The 16,227-nt window shown below is 41.5% G+C and carries 18 protein-coding genes; 8 read left to right on the forward strand and 10 right to left on the reverse strand.

Features of this window, described 5'->3' with window-relative positions:
• Positions 1–34: 34 nt before the first annotated feature.
• The 4 genes from ACPZ3T_RS09275 to ACPZ3T_RS09290 all read right to left on the reverse strand — a co-directional run bounded on the left by ACPZ3T_RS09275 (position 35) and on the right by ACPZ3T_RS09290 (position 4,012).
• On the reverse strand, positions 35–2,680 hold the full coding sequence (locus tag ACPZ3T_RS09275) for a replicative DNA helicase (RefSeq protein ID WP_490275453.1): 2,646 nt from the start codon (positions 2,678–2,680) through the stop codon (positions 35–37).
• The gene (locus ACPZ3T_RS09280; RefSeq protein WP_490275455.1) at positions 2,665–2,796 is read right to left on the reverse strand and encodes a hypothetical protein; all 132 of its coding nucleotides are present in this window, start codon (positions 2,794–2,796) and stop codon (positions 2,665–2,667) included. The genes ACPZ3T_RS09275 and ACPZ3T_RS09280 overlap by 16 nt, the downstream gene beginning before the upstream one ends.
• Positions 2,797–2,875: 79 nt before the next feature.
• Positions 2,876–3,334 (reverse strand): 50S ribosomal protein L9, encoded by a 459-nt coding sequence (gene rplI, locus ACPZ3T_RS09285; protein WP_490275457.1) that lies wholly within the window; start codon positions 3,332–3,334, stop codon positions 2,876–2,878.
• A 318-nt stretch (positions 3,335–3,652) separates the two neighbouring features.
• Entirely contained in the window at positions 3,653–4,012 is a 360-nt protein-coding gene (locus ACPZ3T_RS09290) for a single-stranded DNA-binding protein (protein ID WP_490275459.1), read from the reverse strand.
• A gap of 373 nt (positions 4,013–4,385) precedes the next feature.
• Here ACPZ3T_RS09290 and ACPZ3T_RS09295 point away from each other — a divergent pair, with 373 nt between their 5' ends.
• The 3 genes from ACPZ3T_RS09295 to mreD all read left to right on the forward strand — a co-directional run bounded on the left by ACPZ3T_RS09295 (position 4,386) and on the right by mreD (position 6,944).
• The gene (locus tag ACPZ3T_RS09295; protein WP_490277167.1) at positions 4,386–5,399 is read left to right on the forward strand and encodes a rod shape-determining protein; all 1,014 of its coding nucleotides are present in this window, start codon (positions 4,386–4,388) and stop codon (positions 5,397–5,399) included.
• Positions 5,400–5,495: 96 nt separating this feature from the next.
• A complete protein-coding gene (gene mreC / locus ACPZ3T_RS09300; RefSeq protein ID WP_490275461.1) occupies positions 5,496–6,290 on the forward strand; it encodes a rod shape-determining protein MreC in 795 nt (264 codons plus the stop codon).
• A gap of 54 nt (positions 6,291–6,344) precedes the next feature.
• Positions 6,345–6,944, forward strand: a complete 600-nt coding sequence (gene mreD, locus ACPZ3T_RS09305) for a rod shape-determining protein MreD (protein ID WP_490277168.1) — start codon at positions 6,345–6,347, stop codon at positions 6,942–6,944.
• Positions 6,945–7,111: 167 nt separating this feature from the next.
• Here mreD and ACPZ3T_RS09310 read toward each other — a convergent pair whose 3' ends face one another.
• Complete coding sequence (locus ACPZ3T_RS09310; protein WP_490275463.1) at positions 7,112–7,273, reverse strand: hypothetical protein; 162 nt, start codon at positions 7,271–7,273, stop codon at positions 7,112–7,114.
• A gap of 7 nt (positions 7,274–7,280) precedes the next feature.
• Entirely contained in the window at positions 7,281–7,370 is a 90-nt protein-coding gene (gene petN / locus ACPZ3T_RS09315) for a cytochrome b6-f complex subunit PetN (protein ID WP_010998401.1), read from the reverse strand.
• A gap of 360 nt (positions 7,371–7,730) precedes the next feature.
• Here petN and ACPZ3T_RS09320 point away from each other — a divergent pair, with 360 nt between their 5' ends.
• Positions 7,731–8,192: a hypothetical protein gene (locus ACPZ3T_RS09320; protein ID WP_490275465.1), complete on the forward strand. Its 462-nt coding sequence runs from the start codon at positions 7,731–7,733 to the stop codon at positions 8,190–8,192.
• On the opposite strand, the gene ACPZ3T_RS09325 is transcribed toward ACPZ3T_RS09320, so the two are convergent.
• Positions 8,193–8,336, reverse strand: coding sequence for a hypothetical protein (locus tag ACPZ3T_RS09325; RefSeq protein WP_490275467.1), 144 nt, complete (start codon positions 8,334–8,336; stop codon positions 8,193–8,195).
• 67 nt (positions 8,337–8,403) lie between these two features.
• Here ACPZ3T_RS09325 and ACPZ3T_RS09330 point away from each other — a divergent pair, with 67 nt between their 5' ends.
• The 4 genes from ACPZ3T_RS09330 (at position 8,404) to ACPZ3T_RS09345 (ending at position 11,702) form a co-directional block, all read left to right on the forward strand.
• Positions 8,404–9,786 carry a cytochrome P450 gene (locus ACPZ3T_RS09330; RefSeq protein WP_490275469.1) on the forward strand — a complete coding sequence of 461 codons (1,383 nt, stop codon included), beginning with the start codon at positions 8,404–8,406 and terminating at the stop codon, positions 9,784–9,786.
• 233 nt (positions 9,787–10,019) lie between these two features.
• On the forward strand, positions 10,020–10,358 hold the full coding sequence (locus ACPZ3T_RS09335) for a carbon dioxide-concentrating mechanism protein CcmK (protein WP_490275471.1): 339 nt from the start codon (positions 10,020–10,022) through the stop codon (positions 10,356–10,358).
• A gap of 28 nt (positions 10,359–10,386) precedes the next feature.
• Complete coding sequence (locus ACPZ3T_RS09340; protein ID WP_490275473.1) at positions 10,387–10,536, forward strand: hypothetical protein; 150 nt, start codon at positions 10,387–10,389, stop codon at positions 10,534–10,536.
• On the forward strand, positions 10,533–11,702 hold the full coding sequence (locus tag ACPZ3T_RS09345) for a pyridoxal phosphate-dependent aminotransferase (RefSeq protein ID WP_490275475.1): 1,170 nt from the start codon (positions 10,533–10,535) through the stop codon (positions 11,700–11,702). Before ACPZ3T_RS09340 ends, ACPZ3T_RS09345 begins: the two co-directional genes overlap by 4 nt.
• A gap of 345 nt (positions 11,703–12,047) precedes the next feature.
• Here ACPZ3T_RS09345 and ACPZ3T_RS09350 read toward each other — a convergent pair whose 3' ends face one another.
• The 3 genes from ACPZ3T_RS09350 to ACPZ3T_RS09360 all read right to left on the reverse strand — a co-directional run bounded on the left by ACPZ3T_RS09350 (position 12,048) and on the right by ACPZ3T_RS09360 (position 15,935).
• Entirely contained in the window at positions 12,048–12,320 is a 273-nt protein-coding gene (locus ACPZ3T_RS09350; protein ID WP_490275477.1) for a cupin domain-containing protein, read from the reverse strand.
• A gap of 23 nt (positions 12,321–12,343) precedes the next feature.
• Positions 12,344–12,694 (reverse strand): Mo-dependent nitrogenase C-terminal domain-containing protein, encoded by a 351-nt coding sequence (locus ACPZ3T_RS09355; protein WP_490275479.1) that lies wholly within the window; start codon positions 12,692–12,694, stop codon positions 12,344–12,346.
• A 634-nt stretch (positions 12,695–13,328) separates the two neighbouring features.
• Positions 13,329–15,935, reverse strand: a complete 2,607-nt coding sequence (locus ACPZ3T_RS09360) for a CPBP family glutamic-type intramembrane protease (protein WP_490275481.1) — start codon at positions 15,933–15,935, stop codon at positions 13,329–13,331.
• Between the last annotated feature and the right edge of the window lie 292 nt (positions 15,936–16,227).

Genomic DNA, 16,227 nt, shown 5'->3' on the forward strand with positions numbered 1-16,227 from the left:
TACTGCTCCTGAGTTAGCTATTTAGGTTAGCGGTCTAATAATTACCCTGTCTAGCCAAATTTTTAAACTTGGTAAATTGCGGATCAAATAGTAATTTGACTGTACCTGTCGGGCCGTTACGATGTTTAGCAACTATGACTTCTGCAATACCGCGATCGGGACTATCAGGATTATAATAATCATCTCGATATAGCATCATAACTAAATCCGCATCTTGTTCAATAGAATTATGAACAATGATATTATTTGCAACAAAATTATGTAACCCAGGAACAGTGAGGTCAAATACTTCTTCCTCTAGACTGTGTTCAATGCCAACTATTTCATCCCAATAAACGTCACTGTTTGCAAGCGCAAATAATTCACTTGATTGAACAATTTTGGCAACTTTTAAAGCTCTTTTACGACTTAAATTTACCTTGTAAAGCGTAGAACCACAATATGACATTCCAAGTTCAGAATGTAATAACCGTGTAGTCACTCCAACAGCTTGCATTGCAGGTACAACGTGTTTTTTCCAAACATCTTTGGGTACTATATCTCTGTTAGTGTTATGAGTGGAGTTTTCTAAATGTTCAGACATTTGTTGTAATGAAGCTAGCTTATACTCTCCTATAGCTCCTACCTTTTGAATAAATAATTCAAGGTCAGGCTTACCAGTAATTTTCACATGATACTGATCTCTACCTTTCCCAATTTGAGGAATTGACTTGAGTGTGGCATTAATGCCAAGCCTTAACAAAAGTGTCTGTACTTCAAAAGCTAGCCTTTCGCTACTAGTGGCATAATACGCAATAGGTCTTGGCTTTTTCCCTGCAAGTAACTTCACAGAACCATCTGTACTCCACAGGTGTCTGAGAAAGCAAGCTATTAAATCTTGCGGTTGCGAAAATAATTCTTGAGGTATAAATTTTTCATAAGACCTTAAGCCAAAAACACCAAGAGAGTCTAGCCATTTGGCTATAGGATTTCTTACACCATGAGTTAAGCGTTGTGAGGCTGACAAGTACACTTGATACCAGTCACGCTCAGGTGAAATTCTAGAAACTATTGCATCTCCAAAAACTTCTTTCGCTAGGAAAGCAACATTCTCAGCTAAATCAATCTCTCTGGTGGTGTACTGTATAGCATGACGTGGTAATGTACAACCGTCACCGATTAAATGACCTAATAATGCTACCTCAGCATAGGTCATTGTTTGTTTACCAAAACTAGGTAAATGTCTAGGTAAACATAGATATTGTTGCAGACTTAATTCATCTAATCTGCGCCAACCATTAATAGTTAAAAACTTATGATTACCAGTAGCGCGAATTTTTCTTCCCAATCGAGTTTTTAAGGTAAATACAGGCTTGACACCTGTAGAAAAGGCATGGCTAACAATTGCTTTTTCTAGTTGCATTGTGGTTTCATTTAAAGCCCAAACTGCAAAACCAGATTTACCTACTAATTCTCTAATAGGAACTTGTAGACCACTATCGGCTAACGTTACCAAACTATCCCCACTTAAACAACCCGATTCTCTTAAATCAGACAACATCGGACGCTTATTAGTACGTGCTTCCACCCCGCGACTTAGCTGGGATAAAGCAATCACAGGTACAGATAATTCCCGCGCCAAACCTTTGAGAGAACGGGTAATTTTTGATAATTCTTGTACACGATTATCACCTGCACCTTCCATCAATTGCAGGTAATCTATTAAAATTAAACCTAATTCTGTATTTTGTTCTGCTTGTAATCGTCGTGCCTGACTCCGCATTTCTGTAATAGTTATATTGGGAGTATCATCAATAAAAATGGGCATATCCTCAAGAATTTGAATAGCATGAGTTAATTGCTCCCATTGATTTTGACTAATTCTACCACTCCGCAAATAACTACTTTCAATTCTGGCTTCACTGGCTAATAAACGTTGTGCCAATTGTTCTCTAGACATTTCTAAGCTGAATATAGCAGTTGGTAGCCTTAAACTACTAGCTATATAGTGGGCTATATTCATAGAAAAACTAGTTTTTCCCATCGCTGGTCTACCAGCAATTATAATTAAATCAGAACGCTGAAAACCACCGTTAACCATTGCATCTAAATCATAAAAGCCAGAGGAAATCCCCGGTAAAGCAATGCCTTGGTTACGTTCTTCAATGTCTTGAAAATTATTAATTAAAGCATCAGATATATGTATTAATCCCGACTGAGGTTTTTCTTGAGTAACACTAAATACTTTTTGTTCCGCTTGGTCTAAAACTATGGGTAATTCTGTCTCTGTCTCATAACCTAGTTGAACAACTTCATTACCAGCTTTAATTAATTGCCGTCGCAGGTATTTTTCGATCACCAACCCTGCTAAAGCATCAATATTTACTGCCGAAACTGTACGATCTACAAGGGTGGCTAGTTTATTTCTCCCACCAACTTTAGTCAGTAAATCATGGTCAGCTAACCAACTGGTGACTGCAAGTAAATCTGTAGGTTTTCCCTGTTGGTGTAGACGGAGTGTAGCTTGATAGATATCTTTATGGCTACTAATATAAAACATTTCTGGTTTGAGGCGATCGCTCACTCGACTAATCGCCTCTGGGTCTAGTAAAATACCCCCCAAAATCGCCTCTTCCGCTTCGATGTTTTGGGGTGGTAGGCTATTACTACCACGGGATTCAAAACTTAATTCTTCAGCCATATTCTATGTATTGGGCATGGGGCATTGGGCATTGGGCATTGGGCATTGGGAATGGCGCAGGGTGTGCTTGGTGTGCTTGGTGTGGGATGGTGGAGAACAAATCTTTCCCCCCACACTCCCCTCTCTCCCCACACTCCCCCCTCCCTTGTCTCCCTTGTCTCCCTTGTCCCCAGTCCCCAGTCCCCAGTCCCCAGTCTAACTAGCCACGACTTGAATATTGATTTGTGCTGTAACTTCAGAATGCAGTTTGATATCTGCTTTGTAAGTACCCAACTTACCAATATCAGGAATGGTAATACCACGACGGTCGATTTCTTGACCTGTTGCAGCTTGGATAGCATCAGCAACGTCTTGGGTGGTAACAGTACCAAAAATCGCTTCGTTTTCACCAACTTGCTTGGCAATTTGCAAGCTTTCAAGTTTTTCTAAAGCTGCTTTTTGTTCTTGTGCTTGTTGTTTGAGTTCTAATTGCCGTTGCCGTTCTAGTTCCCGACGGCGTTCTACTTGCTTGAGAATACCGGGAGTCACATGAGTTGCGAAACTCTGAGGAATCAGATAATTTCGCGCATAGCCAGGAGCTACTTCCACTAAATCGCCAGATTTTCCTAGCTTGCTGACATCCTTAGTTAAAACTAATTGTATGCGTTTCGCCATTGTTTTCCGTTTTTCCTGTAAAATCTGATTAACTTGGGTTGCAGCCGGATAATCTACGTGAGCGTAGCTATATCCCAACCAATACTATAATCCCAAAGCTTACAGATCGTAGCGAAAGGCGGGGGGCGATCGCAACTCCTATTTGCCAAAAATCTTAAAATTGGAAGGGGGGCAGGGGGGCAGGGGGGCAGGGGAGACAAGGGAGACAAGGGAGACAAGGGAGACAAGGGGCAGGGAGCAGGGGGAGTAAAACTCTTTAATTTTGAATTTTGAATTTTGAATTTTGAATTGATTAGCCCAATGCCTGACGGATAGACATTAAAAATGTTCTGAGCTAAAGTCTCCACCTGCCTCTCTATCTTGCTTAGAACCCAGTAATTCTAATTGATCTACTCTAATGATAGGTGTAGAACGGTTAGCTCCGGTTTGGCGATCGCTCCAGGTGTCAAACTTCAAAGAACCTTTGATTCCAATTAAACTACCTTTGCGGACATAATTTCCAGCTACTTCTGCTGTTTTATCCCATAATTCCAAGGTAAACCAGTCAGGTTCATCACTATTACGTGATCTCCGTTTCACTGCTAGGGTTAATCTACACTTAACGCTCCCAGACTCGAAATATTTGATATCTGGATCAGTGCCTACTCGACCAACTAGGGTAACAATATTAATATTCATATACTTACTTCACCTTTTAGTACAGAAGTACTGATTTATTCTGACTATCATCATAGCGAATTGTGACTTGATTGCAAATCTTTCCACAACTCTCTCAAAAATCCACGTATAAAAATCAGCAAAAATACTTGAAGAATCTGAAAAAATCTACGGATATACTTTACTAGTCCAAGGATATCAGATAGATAGATGTGAAAAACTGGGTAAAAATTATCCCAAGTCATCACAAAATAGAGTGTTGGGCTAGACTCTGTCACCAAAAAATAATAGAATCCAGCACGATTCTCTTTTACAGTTGTAGTCTAGAATTATCGCAAATTAGGGGGCGTAGAGACGAGTGGGTCTGTTCAGCAACTTTCGCTCATCGTGGGATATGGGTATCGACCTCGGTACTGCAAATACCCTCGTTTATGTATCTGGTAAAGGTATTGTACTGCAAGAACCTTCTGTAGTGGCGATCGATCAAAACGAAAAGGTAGCTTTAGCAGTAGGAGAAGAAGCTAAAAAAATGCTGGGTCGCACACCGGGAAATGTCATTGCCTTGCGGCCTTTACGGGATGGTGTCATTGCTGACTTCGACACAGCAGAATTGATGCTCAAAAGCTTTATTCAACGGGTCAATGATGGTAGGTCATTAATTAAACCTCGAATAGTCATTGGTATTCCCAGTGGTGTCACCGGGGTAGAAAGACGAGCCGTGATGGATGCGGCGGTGCAAGCTGGAGCTAGACCCGATGAAGTCTATTTAATTGATGAACCGGTAGCAGCTGCTATTGGTGCAGGACTCCCAGTCGCTGAACCAACTGGGAATATGATTATCGATATTGGTGGTGGAACAACAGAAGTTGCTGTGTTGAGTTTGCAAGGCACAGTGTTAAGTGAATCAGTACGCATCGCGGGAGATGAATTAACTGAATCCATCATCATGTACTTAAAAAAAGTGCATAATTTAGTTATTGGGGAACGTACTGCGGAAGATATCAAAATTAAGATTGGCTCTGCTTATCCTACTCAAGATGATGACACTGCCATGATGGAAGTCCGTGGTTTACATTTGCTTTCTGGTCTACCTCGAACCGTGACCATCAAAGGGCCAGAAATTCGTGAAAGTATGTTAGAACCCCTATCTGTGATTATCGAAGCGGTGAAACGTACTCTAGAACGTACACCCCCAGAATTAGCAGCAGACATTATTGATAGAGGGATTATGCTAGCTGGTGGCGGTGCTTTGCTCAAAGGCATAGATACCCTCATTAGCCATGAAACAGGTATTGTGACTCATATTGCGGCTGATCCTCTCAGCTGTGTTGTGTTGGGAACAGGGCGGGTGCTAGAAAACTTCAAACAGCTAGAAAGAGTATTTAGCGGACGTTCTCGCAATATGTGATCAAAAAATTTTAGATATTGGGTTCTATTTGGTTGTAATTTGGGTTTTATATAAATAGAATCCAGTATTTTTTGATTTATAGAAGTAGGTTTATAGATGGTTACTGTACGTCGTTGGTGGGATCGCAAAACCTTACAAGTCGGTTTAGTGGCTTTAGCTTTGGGTGGTGCTTGGGTAGTACGCCAAACCCAAGGAGAATTTTTATTGGAAGTATACCAGTTAATTAGCCGTCCTCTACAAATGTTACCAACGGGGACAACGCCTCAAGAACGTCAAGAAGAACTCCTCAAGAATGCTCAATTTTTGGAGTTACAAACACGAATTACTGAACTGGAAACTCAAAATAAAAAGCTCCAAAGCCTATTAGGTTACGCCGAAAAAGAACCCCTTTCATCACGACCGATTGCCGCTAGAGTTATAGGGCGTAGTGCTGACCATTGGTGGCAACAAGTGACAATTAACCGTGGCTCAAATGCGGGTATTCAGAAAAGTTATGTTGTCAAGGCAGAAGGGGGATTAGTGGGTTTAGTTACAAGTGTCACACCCAACACCAGCCGCGTCTTATTAATTAGTGACCTCAAAAGTCAAGTTGGTGTCGCTATTAGCCGCACTTCTGCCAAAGGTGTACTCAGAGGAGATTCTTCTGCGGAAGCTGTATTAGAGTTTTATGAAAAAGTCCCAAATGTCAAGGTGGGAGACTTAGTTTCTACATCTATGTATAGTCAGAAATTCCCCGCAGGTTTGGCAGTAGGAAAAATTAAGTCTTTAGAAGGTTCTATTGCCAAAGTTGAACTTTTTCCCCCAATTACCTCCCTAGATTGGGTTGCTGTCTATCCCAAAGCCCAAAACCCAGAGTTAGAAAATCAGCAATCAACAACTCCAAAACCATAAAACCAATTCGCAATTCGCACTAAAACTCTAATTCAACTAAGTCTCTTAACAATGATGAAGATACCTTCATTTAGTAACAAGTCAAAACCGCCAGAGCGAAAATTCCGCAATCGACACAAGACTTTGGCGGATTGGCATCCAGGTTGGTTACGTGTACTGGATTGGGGCATTATAGTAGGCTCTGTATTCTTATGTTTGTTATTATTGCCAACGCGCTTTCCAGGCATGGAGTTATTGCGAATAGGGCCTAATTGGTTATTAATTTGGGTGGTTGCTTGGAGTGTCAAGCGATCTGTGTGGGCGGGAACGTTAGCAGGTATTATCTTAGGTCTACTTCAAGATGCTATGACTGCGCCTCAACCATCTCATGCCATTACTTTGGGCTTAGTAGGATTTTTAACAGCATTAATTCAAAAGCAGCGTTTTATACAAGAAGATTTTATTTCCATTGCCTTAATTGTGTTTGTGATGGCAATGATTGCAGAAACTGGGTTTGGGTTGTTATTACATTTAGCAGGCGATCGCTCTCACGATTTAATCTGGGCATATTATCAGCGTGTCACCTTAGCCTCCGCTATTCTTAGCAGTCTCTGGGCCCCTGTTCTCTATTATCCCCTCAATCTCTGGTGGGAAAAATTGAAAGCTCTTCAATAATAATTCGTAATTCGTAATTCGTAATTCGTAATTCGTAATTCGTAGTACCGCTACGCGGAAGCAAGCTACGTCAAGAATGTCCTGATCTAAAAATTTAGGGACACGATAAATACCGTGTCCCTAAGAAAATATACTGAGAAAACTGGTCTGTCTTAACCACTAGTGAATCATCGTCGCTTAGTAGTGCTGCGTCGGAGTTCGCGTTTTTCGTTCTCTTGCAGACGGCGATCGCGCCAGTCTGCTAAGGTTAAATAGCCAACACCACCGGTAACTACTACTAGCAGCACTAAGGCAACTAAAGCCAAAATACTCAAAACTGGACTTTCCACGATGCCTCTATAGTCCGTTACGACCCCATACTACCATTGCAATTGACCAAGTAAACACAACTAGTAGTGATACCCAACCCAATGTCAAAATCGCCATAGTTTTACTTTTGAAATTATTTACAAAACGTCTCTAATATTTATCATACTGGGTACTGGGGTCTGGGTAGTGGGCAATTTTCTCATCTTTATCTTCACCTCTGCCCCTTTGGCTCTCTTGAACAAGCAGGGGAGCAGGGAGCAGGGAGCAGGGGAGACAAGGAGAGAAGTCTGAGCGGAGGTTTCCTCCGTACAGAACTTCCCTGCGGGACGCTACGCGAACGGGGAGACAAGGGAGACAAGGGAGACATATTTACCCCAATGCCCAATGCCCAATGCCCCATGCCCCACACCTCTCATCAAGAGGCGATAAATCGCGTCTTTACAAGAGACGCTTGTAATTCCAATTTCAATTTAAATTATGCAGCGAATTTTAGATGATCAATATATGGCAGAACGGCTAGAATCCCTCAAAGCCGGAGTTATTGCGGGTTTGGCTTTGGGTTTGGCTTTCTTAATTACTAGCTTTATCAATACCTTTGTGTTGGCGAAGTATTTTTCCGTACTCGTAAGTCTGCAAAGAGATTTTAACTGGTATTGGTTAATGAGTGGAGCGATCGCTGGTTTTTCGGGTTTACTATTCGGTGTGACTTACCGCTATATCATCCGCACTGATCAAAACCCACATTTAAACTCTGGTGGCGTGTTGGCTTTCGGTTTAGTACGTGGCTTGACTCAAATTGAAGGGTTAAATCTTAGTAGTACAAGTACAGTTATACCCATTTTAGTATTAGTCGGTGAAAGTATATTGTGGTTTGCAATGGCGGCGATCGCTGTTGATATTGCTCTCCATCTGTCTTGGGTAAAACCTTTTAGTCGATAGTTATTGGGCATTGGGCATTGGGCATTGGGCATTGGGCATTGGGCATTGGGCATTGGGGTAAATATTTCTCCCTTGTCTCCCCTGTCTCCCCTGCCCCCTGCTCCCTGCCCCCCTGCCCCCTGCTCCCCTGCCCCCTGCCCCCATATCAAGCTAGACGCGTTACACTTCATTAAATATAGGCATAAATACAAGTTTTAGGGACAAAAATTCAATGTACCGTCCTAATCCTCTGAATAAACCTTCTTTGCTCCAGAAACTTCAATGGGTGATTGACCCTGTAGGATATATGGAGAGTGCAGTTACAAAATATCCAGACATATTTACGGCGGAAGTGGTTGGTTTTGGTAATACCTTGGTATTTGTCAATGATCCCCAAGCTATCCAAGAGATTTTAACTAACGATCGCAAAAATTTTCTCGCACTGTCTCAAGACAATAAAATTTTACAACCAATACTAGGTGACTATTCAGTCATAATGTTAGAAGGCGATCGCCATAGACGACGCAGACAGTTAGTGATGCCATCTTTTCATGGGGATCGGATGCGAAGTTATGGGGATTTAATTCGCCAAATCACAGAAAAAGTCTGGAATCAGCTACCCACATCTAAACCATTTGCTGCACGCAACGCCACACAGGAGATTTCCTTGGAAGTGATTATGCAGACAGTTTTTGGTGTTCATGAAGGGGAAAAAAGTCAACGCCTGAAAAAAGGATTGATGCAGATGGCGGATTTATTTAATTCGCCCTTCACTTCCAGTTTCTTATTTTTCCCCGCACTACAAAAGGATTTAGGCTCGTGGAGTCCCTGGGGTAAATTTTTGCGCGATCGCCAACAAATAGATGAATTAATTTACACTGAAATTACTCAACGGCGATCGGAGGATAATTCCGACAAAATTGATATTCTCTCTTTATTGATGTCATCTCATGACGAAGACGGCAATCCCATGACAGATCAGGAATTGCGTGATGAATTGATGACACTATTATTTGCTGGCTACGAAACCACAGCTACAGCGATCGCTTGGGCATTATATTGGATTCATAAACAGCCACAAGTGCGGGAAAAACTGCTTCAAGAATTAAATACCCTTGATAATTCAGCAGATACCATGACTATTTTTAGGTTGCCTTATCTAACGGCTGTTTGCAATGAAACCTTGCGGATTCATCCTGTGGCGATGCTGACATTTCCTAGAGTAGTTCAAGAACCAGTGGAACTCCTGGGACATTCTTTAGAAGCTGGTACAATTTTAGTTGGTTGTATGTATCTCACCCACCAGCGTGAAGATTTATATCCCCAACCCAAGCAATTCAATCCCGAACGCTTTTTAGAACGCCAATACTCTCCCTATGAGTTCATCCCCTTTGGTGGCGGTGTGCGCCGTTGTTTAGGCGAAGCTTTAGCTATGTTTGAAATGAAATTAGTGCTAGCTACCCTCCTCACACGTTATGAATTAGGGTTAGCCAACAATCAACCAGAAACCCCCCAGCGTAGAGGTGTCACCCTTGCACCAGCGCGTGGTGTCCAATTAATAATTAAAGGACAACGTGCGCCTCAAGACTCACCCCGCGAGATGGCAGCTATATAAAAATAAAACTTACGTCTAATGTCAATTCAAATCTTGGAAATACCTAGATATTTGTAGGGGCGGGTTCACCGAGATCAAAAGTTAATCATGAATGATGTTTGTTAACCCGCCCCTACTATTTATTGGATAGGCGGTTTTCCTAATTCACATCAGGCGTAACTTAATACAACGAATGATAGGATTTGAATTGTATTCATTTCAATTCAAATCTTTTTTTAAATCTTGAATCATATATGACATTGGCACTAGGCATGATTGAAATTTATGGCGTTCCCACAGCAATAGAAGTAAGTGATGCCATGTGTAAAGCTGCCCGTGTCACCTTAGTAGGATACGAAAATACTGATTTAGGACGAATTACCGTATTAATTCGGGGAGAAGTCGGGGAAGTGAATGTTGCTGTTAAAGCTGGATTAGAGTCTATACAACGAGTTAACGGTGGTGAGTGGCTAGGAGATCATATCATTCCCCGTCCCCATGAAAACCTAGAATATGTTTTACCGATTGATCACAGTGCCAATGTGAAAAATTTCAGTGCAGATATCCGTTTCCCCCCGCCTTTATCGGCATGAATGATAAAGTCTCCTCTGCTCCCCCAGGGTGAACGAAATTTTATGTGGGATTTCTAGCTACGTATCCAAAAAATTACCCTCCACACTCCCCACACCTCCCACACCTCCCACACCTCCCACACCTTTTTTCGCTCACCCGCTCCCCCATGCCCCATGCCCCATTCCCGATGCCCCATGACAAAATTCATCTCTCGAATGCAGGCGGTACAATCGCCAATTATTCCTGTAGTTGGGGAATTAATTAAAAATTCTCCTGGTACGATTTCTTTAGGACAAGGCGTAGTTTCTTATAGCCCTCCAGCTTCAGCTATAGAAATGCTACCGCAATTTTTAGCTGAAGCTAGTAATAATTTATATCAAGCAGTTACAGGTATTCCACCTTTATTAACTGCCTTAGCTGAAAAATTACTAGCGTTTAATAGTATTACCATCAATACAGAAAATTGTATCGTCGTCACTGCGGGCAGCAATATGGCATTTATGAATGCGATTCTTGCTATTACTTCCCCTGGTGATGAAATTATTTTGAATACGCCTTATTACTTCAACCATGAAATGGCTATTACTATGGCTGGTTGTCGTGTGGTGTTAGTTGCAACCGATGCCAATTATCAACTACGCCCGGAAGCAATAGCCCAAGCTATTACACCGAAAACACGGGCAGTTGTCACAATTTCACCCAATAATCCCACCGGGGTAGTATATTCGGAAGATTTATTACGCCAAGTCAATCAAATTTGTGGCGATCGCAATATATATCATATCAGCGATGAAGCCTATGAATACTTTACCTACGACGGTATAAAACACGTTTCTCCCGCATCATTTCCTGGCAGCAGTGAATATACAATTTCCCTATTTAGTCTTTCCAAAGCTTATGGTTTTGCCAGTTGGCGAATTGGTTATATGGTGATACCCCAACACCTGCTGGTGGCAATTAAAAAAGTCCAGGATACCATTTTAATTTGTCCGCCAGTTGTTTCCCAGTATGCAGCCTTGGGAGCATTGCAAGCCCAACCAGAGTATTTACAGGAAAATATTGGTGCGATCGCCCAAGTCCGAAAATTAGTTTTAAAATATCTACAACAGCTACAAGGCTTATGTACCATCATCCCTGCTGACGGTGCGTTCTATTTTTTCCTCAAAGTCCATACCCAGATGGATGCTTTGGCATTAGTTAAACGACTCATTCAAGAACATCAAATTGCAGTCATTCCCGGCACAACATTTGGCATGGAAAAAGGTTGCTATTTGCGAGTCGCCTATGGCGCGTTGCAAAAACATACCGTAGAAGCAGGCATGACAAGATTAGTTAAAGGTTTAAAAAGTATAAATCTTAACTGAACCGTATTGAACTAAGTAGAACGGCGTGAATAATTCAAGGTTTGTAGTAGGGACTTTAGTCCTCTCTTAAGGGCTAAAGCCCTTACTACAAGCTAATTCAATTAAATTTTACATTACTTAATGTAGTTTGTTTTTTTCTCGCCGACTTACTTATATGCACGACAGATTATTTAATTTTCTCAATACTCATTTGGGTATGGAGTCGCTACGAGGTTTCAAATATAGGGATACAAACAATTACCGATTCTGATACTTTAGCAACACTCGCTGCCTAACTCCATACAATTTATAACTCATGGATGACATGACTATACAAGGGAAATAACCCTGATGCTTCACGTATAGCTAATCAAAGAAATAGTGTTTTTTTACGTCGCTTTTAATTTCCCATGTACAAGACATTCCAGCCGGAAAGGTTACTAAATCACCTTTACCCATCTGCACTGCTTGGCCGCCATCAGGCGTAACTATTACATCACCTTCTAAAAAATAACAAGTTTCTTGAGTATCATAAGTCCAGGGAAATTTAGATATTTCTTTTTGCCAAATATCCCATTTAAATACACCTAATTGATGTAGTTTTTCTTGACTTGGTTGATGCTCAATTTTGATTTGCATATCACGCTTTCTCAATTCTTACATTAGCAGTAGGATTGGATATCCTCGCCACATTGATCTACTAAATAACACAAAGCGCGAAAACGCAACCCAACAAATTGATCGTATAGGGGGTTGAGTTTACACATGGGGGGAATGTGAGCGATTTTGTGACCAAATAACATGACATCACGCTCAAAAGGACACTGAGCCGGAATAAATTTAGCGAGAAAGTAAGCTAATTTACGATTGTGAATTTCTAGAGTGTCAAGCCACTGGCGTAAGGGTTTTAATAAATCAAATCTGTGAGCAATATCTGCTTTTGGGGAGATTCCTTCCTGTTTAATAAATGCAGATAAAACAATGTGTTGATTGTTGGTTTTGATGACATTCATAAACTTAGCCTCTTGGTGAGAGTAAACTACTTATCAATTGTGCAGCCTACCATACAATCTCCAAAATTATATTCTGTGCAGATAAATTAAGATAAGCACAAATATAAGTTAATCTTTAGGAATTTTGTAGGTAAACGGGTAGCTAATTGATATTTAAACTTACTGAATGGGTGAGAACTGTCCCGTTAAATACAAAATAACAAAGAAAATATAAAAGTGGTATTTCTTTAACTTATAGACTTTTAATATTCCTAATAGTCATTTCATATATATAGGGAAAATCTCCGGTTGGGAAACTACACAGTGTATGGAAATGCAATTTTATAGGTAAAAATGCTACTTTCCTGAAAGTATAGTAATTGTTACTAGGGTTTAAGGTTTACGGACAATTGATTGTAGGCTATTGTGTATCAAATAAATTGTCATCTACGCTACATAAGCTGACCTGAAGATTATTTAATAAGTTCCTGCTGAGTGTTTGATAAGCATAAACTAACCTAGGAATGCTAGTGCTTGATTAACATCTGAGGTGAGTTACTTTTGCTCACAAGTAAATTACCCGTTTTTAACAGAAAAATATCAGAAGGGAAGAAAAGTATATTTGGTATTTTTCAACGCAGAGGGATACAAAAGTTTACGCGGAGGGGCGCGGAGGTTTGATTGTGGTGTTAGTTTGTAGAGTTTGCTTTCCGCCTAATGCTAAAAGCCAGACTACTACTACAATCCAGTGGATGAGGAAGATTACCCAAAAGCAACCGGTGAGTGCATAGGCAAGTGTACAGGATAGCCCCAAAAGTCCGGCTAAGGTGAGGAAAATGGGGTGGAAAAAGGTGGGATATCCAGCAGGGCAGAAAGTTTTGGCGTTCAGGGGATGGTAAATGATAAACAGTAAGAGGATGAATGCTGCCCAGAATGCCCATTTGTACCAGTTGATGACTTCTAGGGGATGGGGAAGGGATAAAACCCGAAATACTATTTCTTCGGTGATGGCTGGTGTAATGGCTGCTTGGAGTGCGATTGCTATTTTCTCTTGTTTGTGAGTCGGGGTGAAACTCCAGCGTAAAAAGCCTGACTTGAATCCTAAAGGTAAAGCGATCGCCCCATAAATTAATAGTATCACTCCCATCACTAGCCAATCTTGGGTTCGGGGTATAACCAGGGATGCTAGTAATCGGTTGAGCAAGATGGTAATGGGTGCAATGTTTGTTCCCGGAATGGTCAAATACCCTAATCCCATTGTAGGTGCTAAGGGGGCTATATCGGGATTGACTCCACCAATTTGGTTAGTGCGGAGAAACCAGAGTTTTCCACCGTGTCTGAAGAATAACGCCGCTAGTTCGTCGTGGGCTTGTCTGGGTAACATTGTCCGCCAACTGGTTAACGCTGCCCAAATACTGCGATCTCCTTTGGTGAGGTGTAGCCCATCTTGTGCGGGTTTCCCGGTACTAGTCCCCATTAAATAATCTGCATTGCTTTGCCAGTCAGCCCGAACGATTCCCAATGGAGTTAATTGTTGTTCTAAGGCTTTACCCAAACGAACTAACTGCTGAAAGCGTAATGTCTGGGAATCTTGAGGATGAGTATCTAGCCATTGCTCAATGGTGGGGTTGCCTTTAACTTGCTCAGTGATCACTTTAATGGCAATATATAATGCTTGGCTGGCATCCTGGACGCAAGAAGTGGCTGGGGAAACCGTCGCGCTACCTGTACCGTCACCTGTGCGATAACGTGCCATCATGATTTGCAATTGTTGCAGAAATTCTGTAGCGGGGGAAAGTTTGATCCCGCCAAAATCATAGTCTTGGGTGACGGGCGCAAACTTAATCAGTACATCGGAAATGGGGCGTGTGGCTGCCCATCCCCATTGTAAGTTACCCATATAATCAGCCCAAGAATGTGTGCCAGCAATGATCCCATCGGGATTGTTAGCATAAATCTGGGCATATTTAATGGCAAACTGTAATTCTTGGGTGATGGGATCACTGACTACCTGGGCTATACCAAAGGCAAAATGACCGGTGACTGTAAAAACTGGGAATCCTTCGGCTTTTTTACCACCAATGCCGCCAAAGTTGTGTAAGACAATGGCTTTATCTCCTTCTCGCCAGTTTAATAAGGCTTTGGGTGAGGAGTTGGCTTTGGGATCAACTAATACCTTGCTAATTGTGCCTTGGTCTTGAGGTGTAATCTGCCAGTTATGATTTTTGATGTAGGTAAGTCCAGATTCTTGCCCTAATACTATGTTATTCGGTTGGAGTTGCAGGAGCGATCGCGGTACTAATCCCTGCACAGTAAATATTCCTTGGGGATCTTTCGCCCCATATATATACCAGCCGACTCTCCCTACTGGGGAAGTTTCGATTTTTCTAGGGGTGGATGGTGGTATACCACGGGTGTCAAATACCTGTTGGGGAATGCGAATGGTTTCTTCCTCCCCATCAAATTGGCGAGAAACTCGATTGTAATGACGCACACGGAAGAAATCGCTGGCACAAGGGGAATTTCCTGGGCAAGCTGGAGGTGCAGGATATTTTGGGCTAGTTGGTTCTGGACGCAAGATTTTTACTAAGCCGTAGAACCTTCCTGTTACTAGTATAGGTTCATGGGCAATTTGCAGCCGGGGTTCACCATTACTTGCACTCACCACTTCTGCATCATCTAAAGTAACAATGACATCATCATTGGGTCTTGCACCAGCCAGTGATTGCAAAGCCCCTACCTGGAGACGACCATCTAAACGCTCTGGATGGATAATACCCTGAGTTTGGCTATTTTTGGTGCTGGCGGTAAAGTTGACATCTCGCTGTACAGCCTGGACATAAGACTTTAATTGTGGTGTGTCTTGCCATTCCAAACGGATGATTTTCCCCACTAAAGACTCGGCTTGAGGGGGTGCGTGTTGCACTTCCATCCACACCCAATCTTCTCCAGCTTGGATTTGTTCGGATGTGGGTAACAATAATCTCCCTACCCACTCAGCTACAGGTTGATATAAATCAGAGTTGACAGTTTGATTGAGGGGATAAAACTGAGTCTGATTAAAGCTTTGGCGTTTATGGATAGCGTAGTTACTTTCTTGTTTAACTATTGTTTGCGGACGTGGGTAAAACAGCCAAATAGCGATCGCACTTATGATCATCAGTAGCGCAAACATCCCCAAGGTAAATTTTATCCTTAGCTGTAATGGACTGCGCCCCACCGTAGGCGATCGTTTTTGGCTAGATGGTTTTTCATTTGGCATTGCCCTGATTTGACACCCTTATATACTTACTAGTGATTGTCCATAGTAAAGCCACTTGGGATAAGTTTGCTAAGTTCTCTTGAGTATTTGTGCTGCAAATCTTCTCATGTAGCATTAATTACTTATAAAAATTATTCTATTTATTTGCTAAAAAAATATATTTTATGTCTCTTAATTCATGATCTAATGTCATTTTTATTTTAATGAATTACCTGCAAACTCTTTCCTGCTCAATCAAAAATATTGTAATTTAATAAAGGAGAATCTAGTTATCAATAAAGTTCATACAAGC

This window comes from Aliinostoc maniaoense, from assembly GCF_058172895.1.

Excerpts from the sequence above, each read along its gene's own strand:
- ACPZ3T_RS09275 (WP_490275453.1), bottom strand. The coding sequence starts at position 2,680 with ATGGCTGAAGAATTAAGTTTTGAATCCCGTGGTAGTAATAGCCTACCA.
- rplI (WP_490275457.1), bottom strand. The coding sequence starts at position 3,334 with ATGGCGAAACGCATACAATTAGTTTTAACTAAGGATGTCAGCAAGCTA.
- ACPZ3T_RS09290 (WP_490275459.1), bottom strand. The coding sequence starts at position 4,012 with ATGAATATTAATATTGTTACCCTAGTTGGTCGAGTAGGCACTGATCCA.
- ACPZ3T_RS09295 (WP_490277167.1), top strand. The coding sequence starts at position 4,386 with ATGGGTATCGACCTCGGTACTGCAAATACCCTCGTTTATGTATCTGGT.
- mreC (WP_490275461.1), top strand. The coding sequence starts at position 5,496 with ATGGTTACTGTACGTCGTTGGTGGGATCGCAAAACCTTACAAGTCGGT.
- mreD (WP_490277168.1), top strand. The coding sequence starts at position 6,345 with ATGAAGATACCTTCATTTAGTAACAAGTCAAAACCGCCAGAGCGAAAA.
- petN (WP_010998401.1), bottom strand. The coding sequence starts at position 7,370 with ATGGCGATTTTGACATTGGGTTGGGTATCACTACTAGTTGTGTTTACT.
- ACPZ3T_RS09320 (WP_490275465.1), top strand. The coding sequence starts at position 7,731 with ATGCAGCGAATTTTAGATGATCAATATATGGCAGAACGGCTAGAATCC.
- ACPZ3T_RS09325 (WP_490275467.1), bottom strand. The coding sequence starts at position 8,336 with ATGGGGGCAGGGGGCAGGGGAGCAGGGGGCAGGGGGGCAGGGAGCAGG.
- ACPZ3T_RS09330 (WP_490275469.1), top strand. The coding sequence starts at position 8,404 with ATGTACCGTCCTAATCCTCTGAATAAACCTTCTTTGCTCCAGAAACTT.
- ACPZ3T_RS09335 (WP_490275471.1), top strand. The coding sequence starts at position 10,020 with ATGACATTGGCACTAGGCATGATTGAAATTTATGGCGTTCCCACAGCA.
- ACPZ3T_RS09345 (WP_490275475.1), top strand. The coding sequence starts at position 10,533 with ATGACAAAATTCATCTCTCGAATGCAGGCGGTACAATCGCCAATTATT.
- ACPZ3T_RS09350 (WP_490275477.1), bottom strand. The coding sequence starts at position 12,320 with ATGCAAATCAAAATTGAGCATCAACCAAGTCAAGAAAAACTACATCAA.
- ACPZ3T_RS09355 (WP_490275479.1), bottom strand. The coding sequence starts at position 12,694 with ATGAATGTCATCAAAACCAACAATCAACACATTGTTTTATCTGCATTT.
- ACPZ3T_RS09360 (WP_490275481.1), bottom strand. The coding sequence starts at position 15,935 with ATGCCAAATGAAAAACCATCTAGCCAAAAACGATCGCCTACGGTGGGG.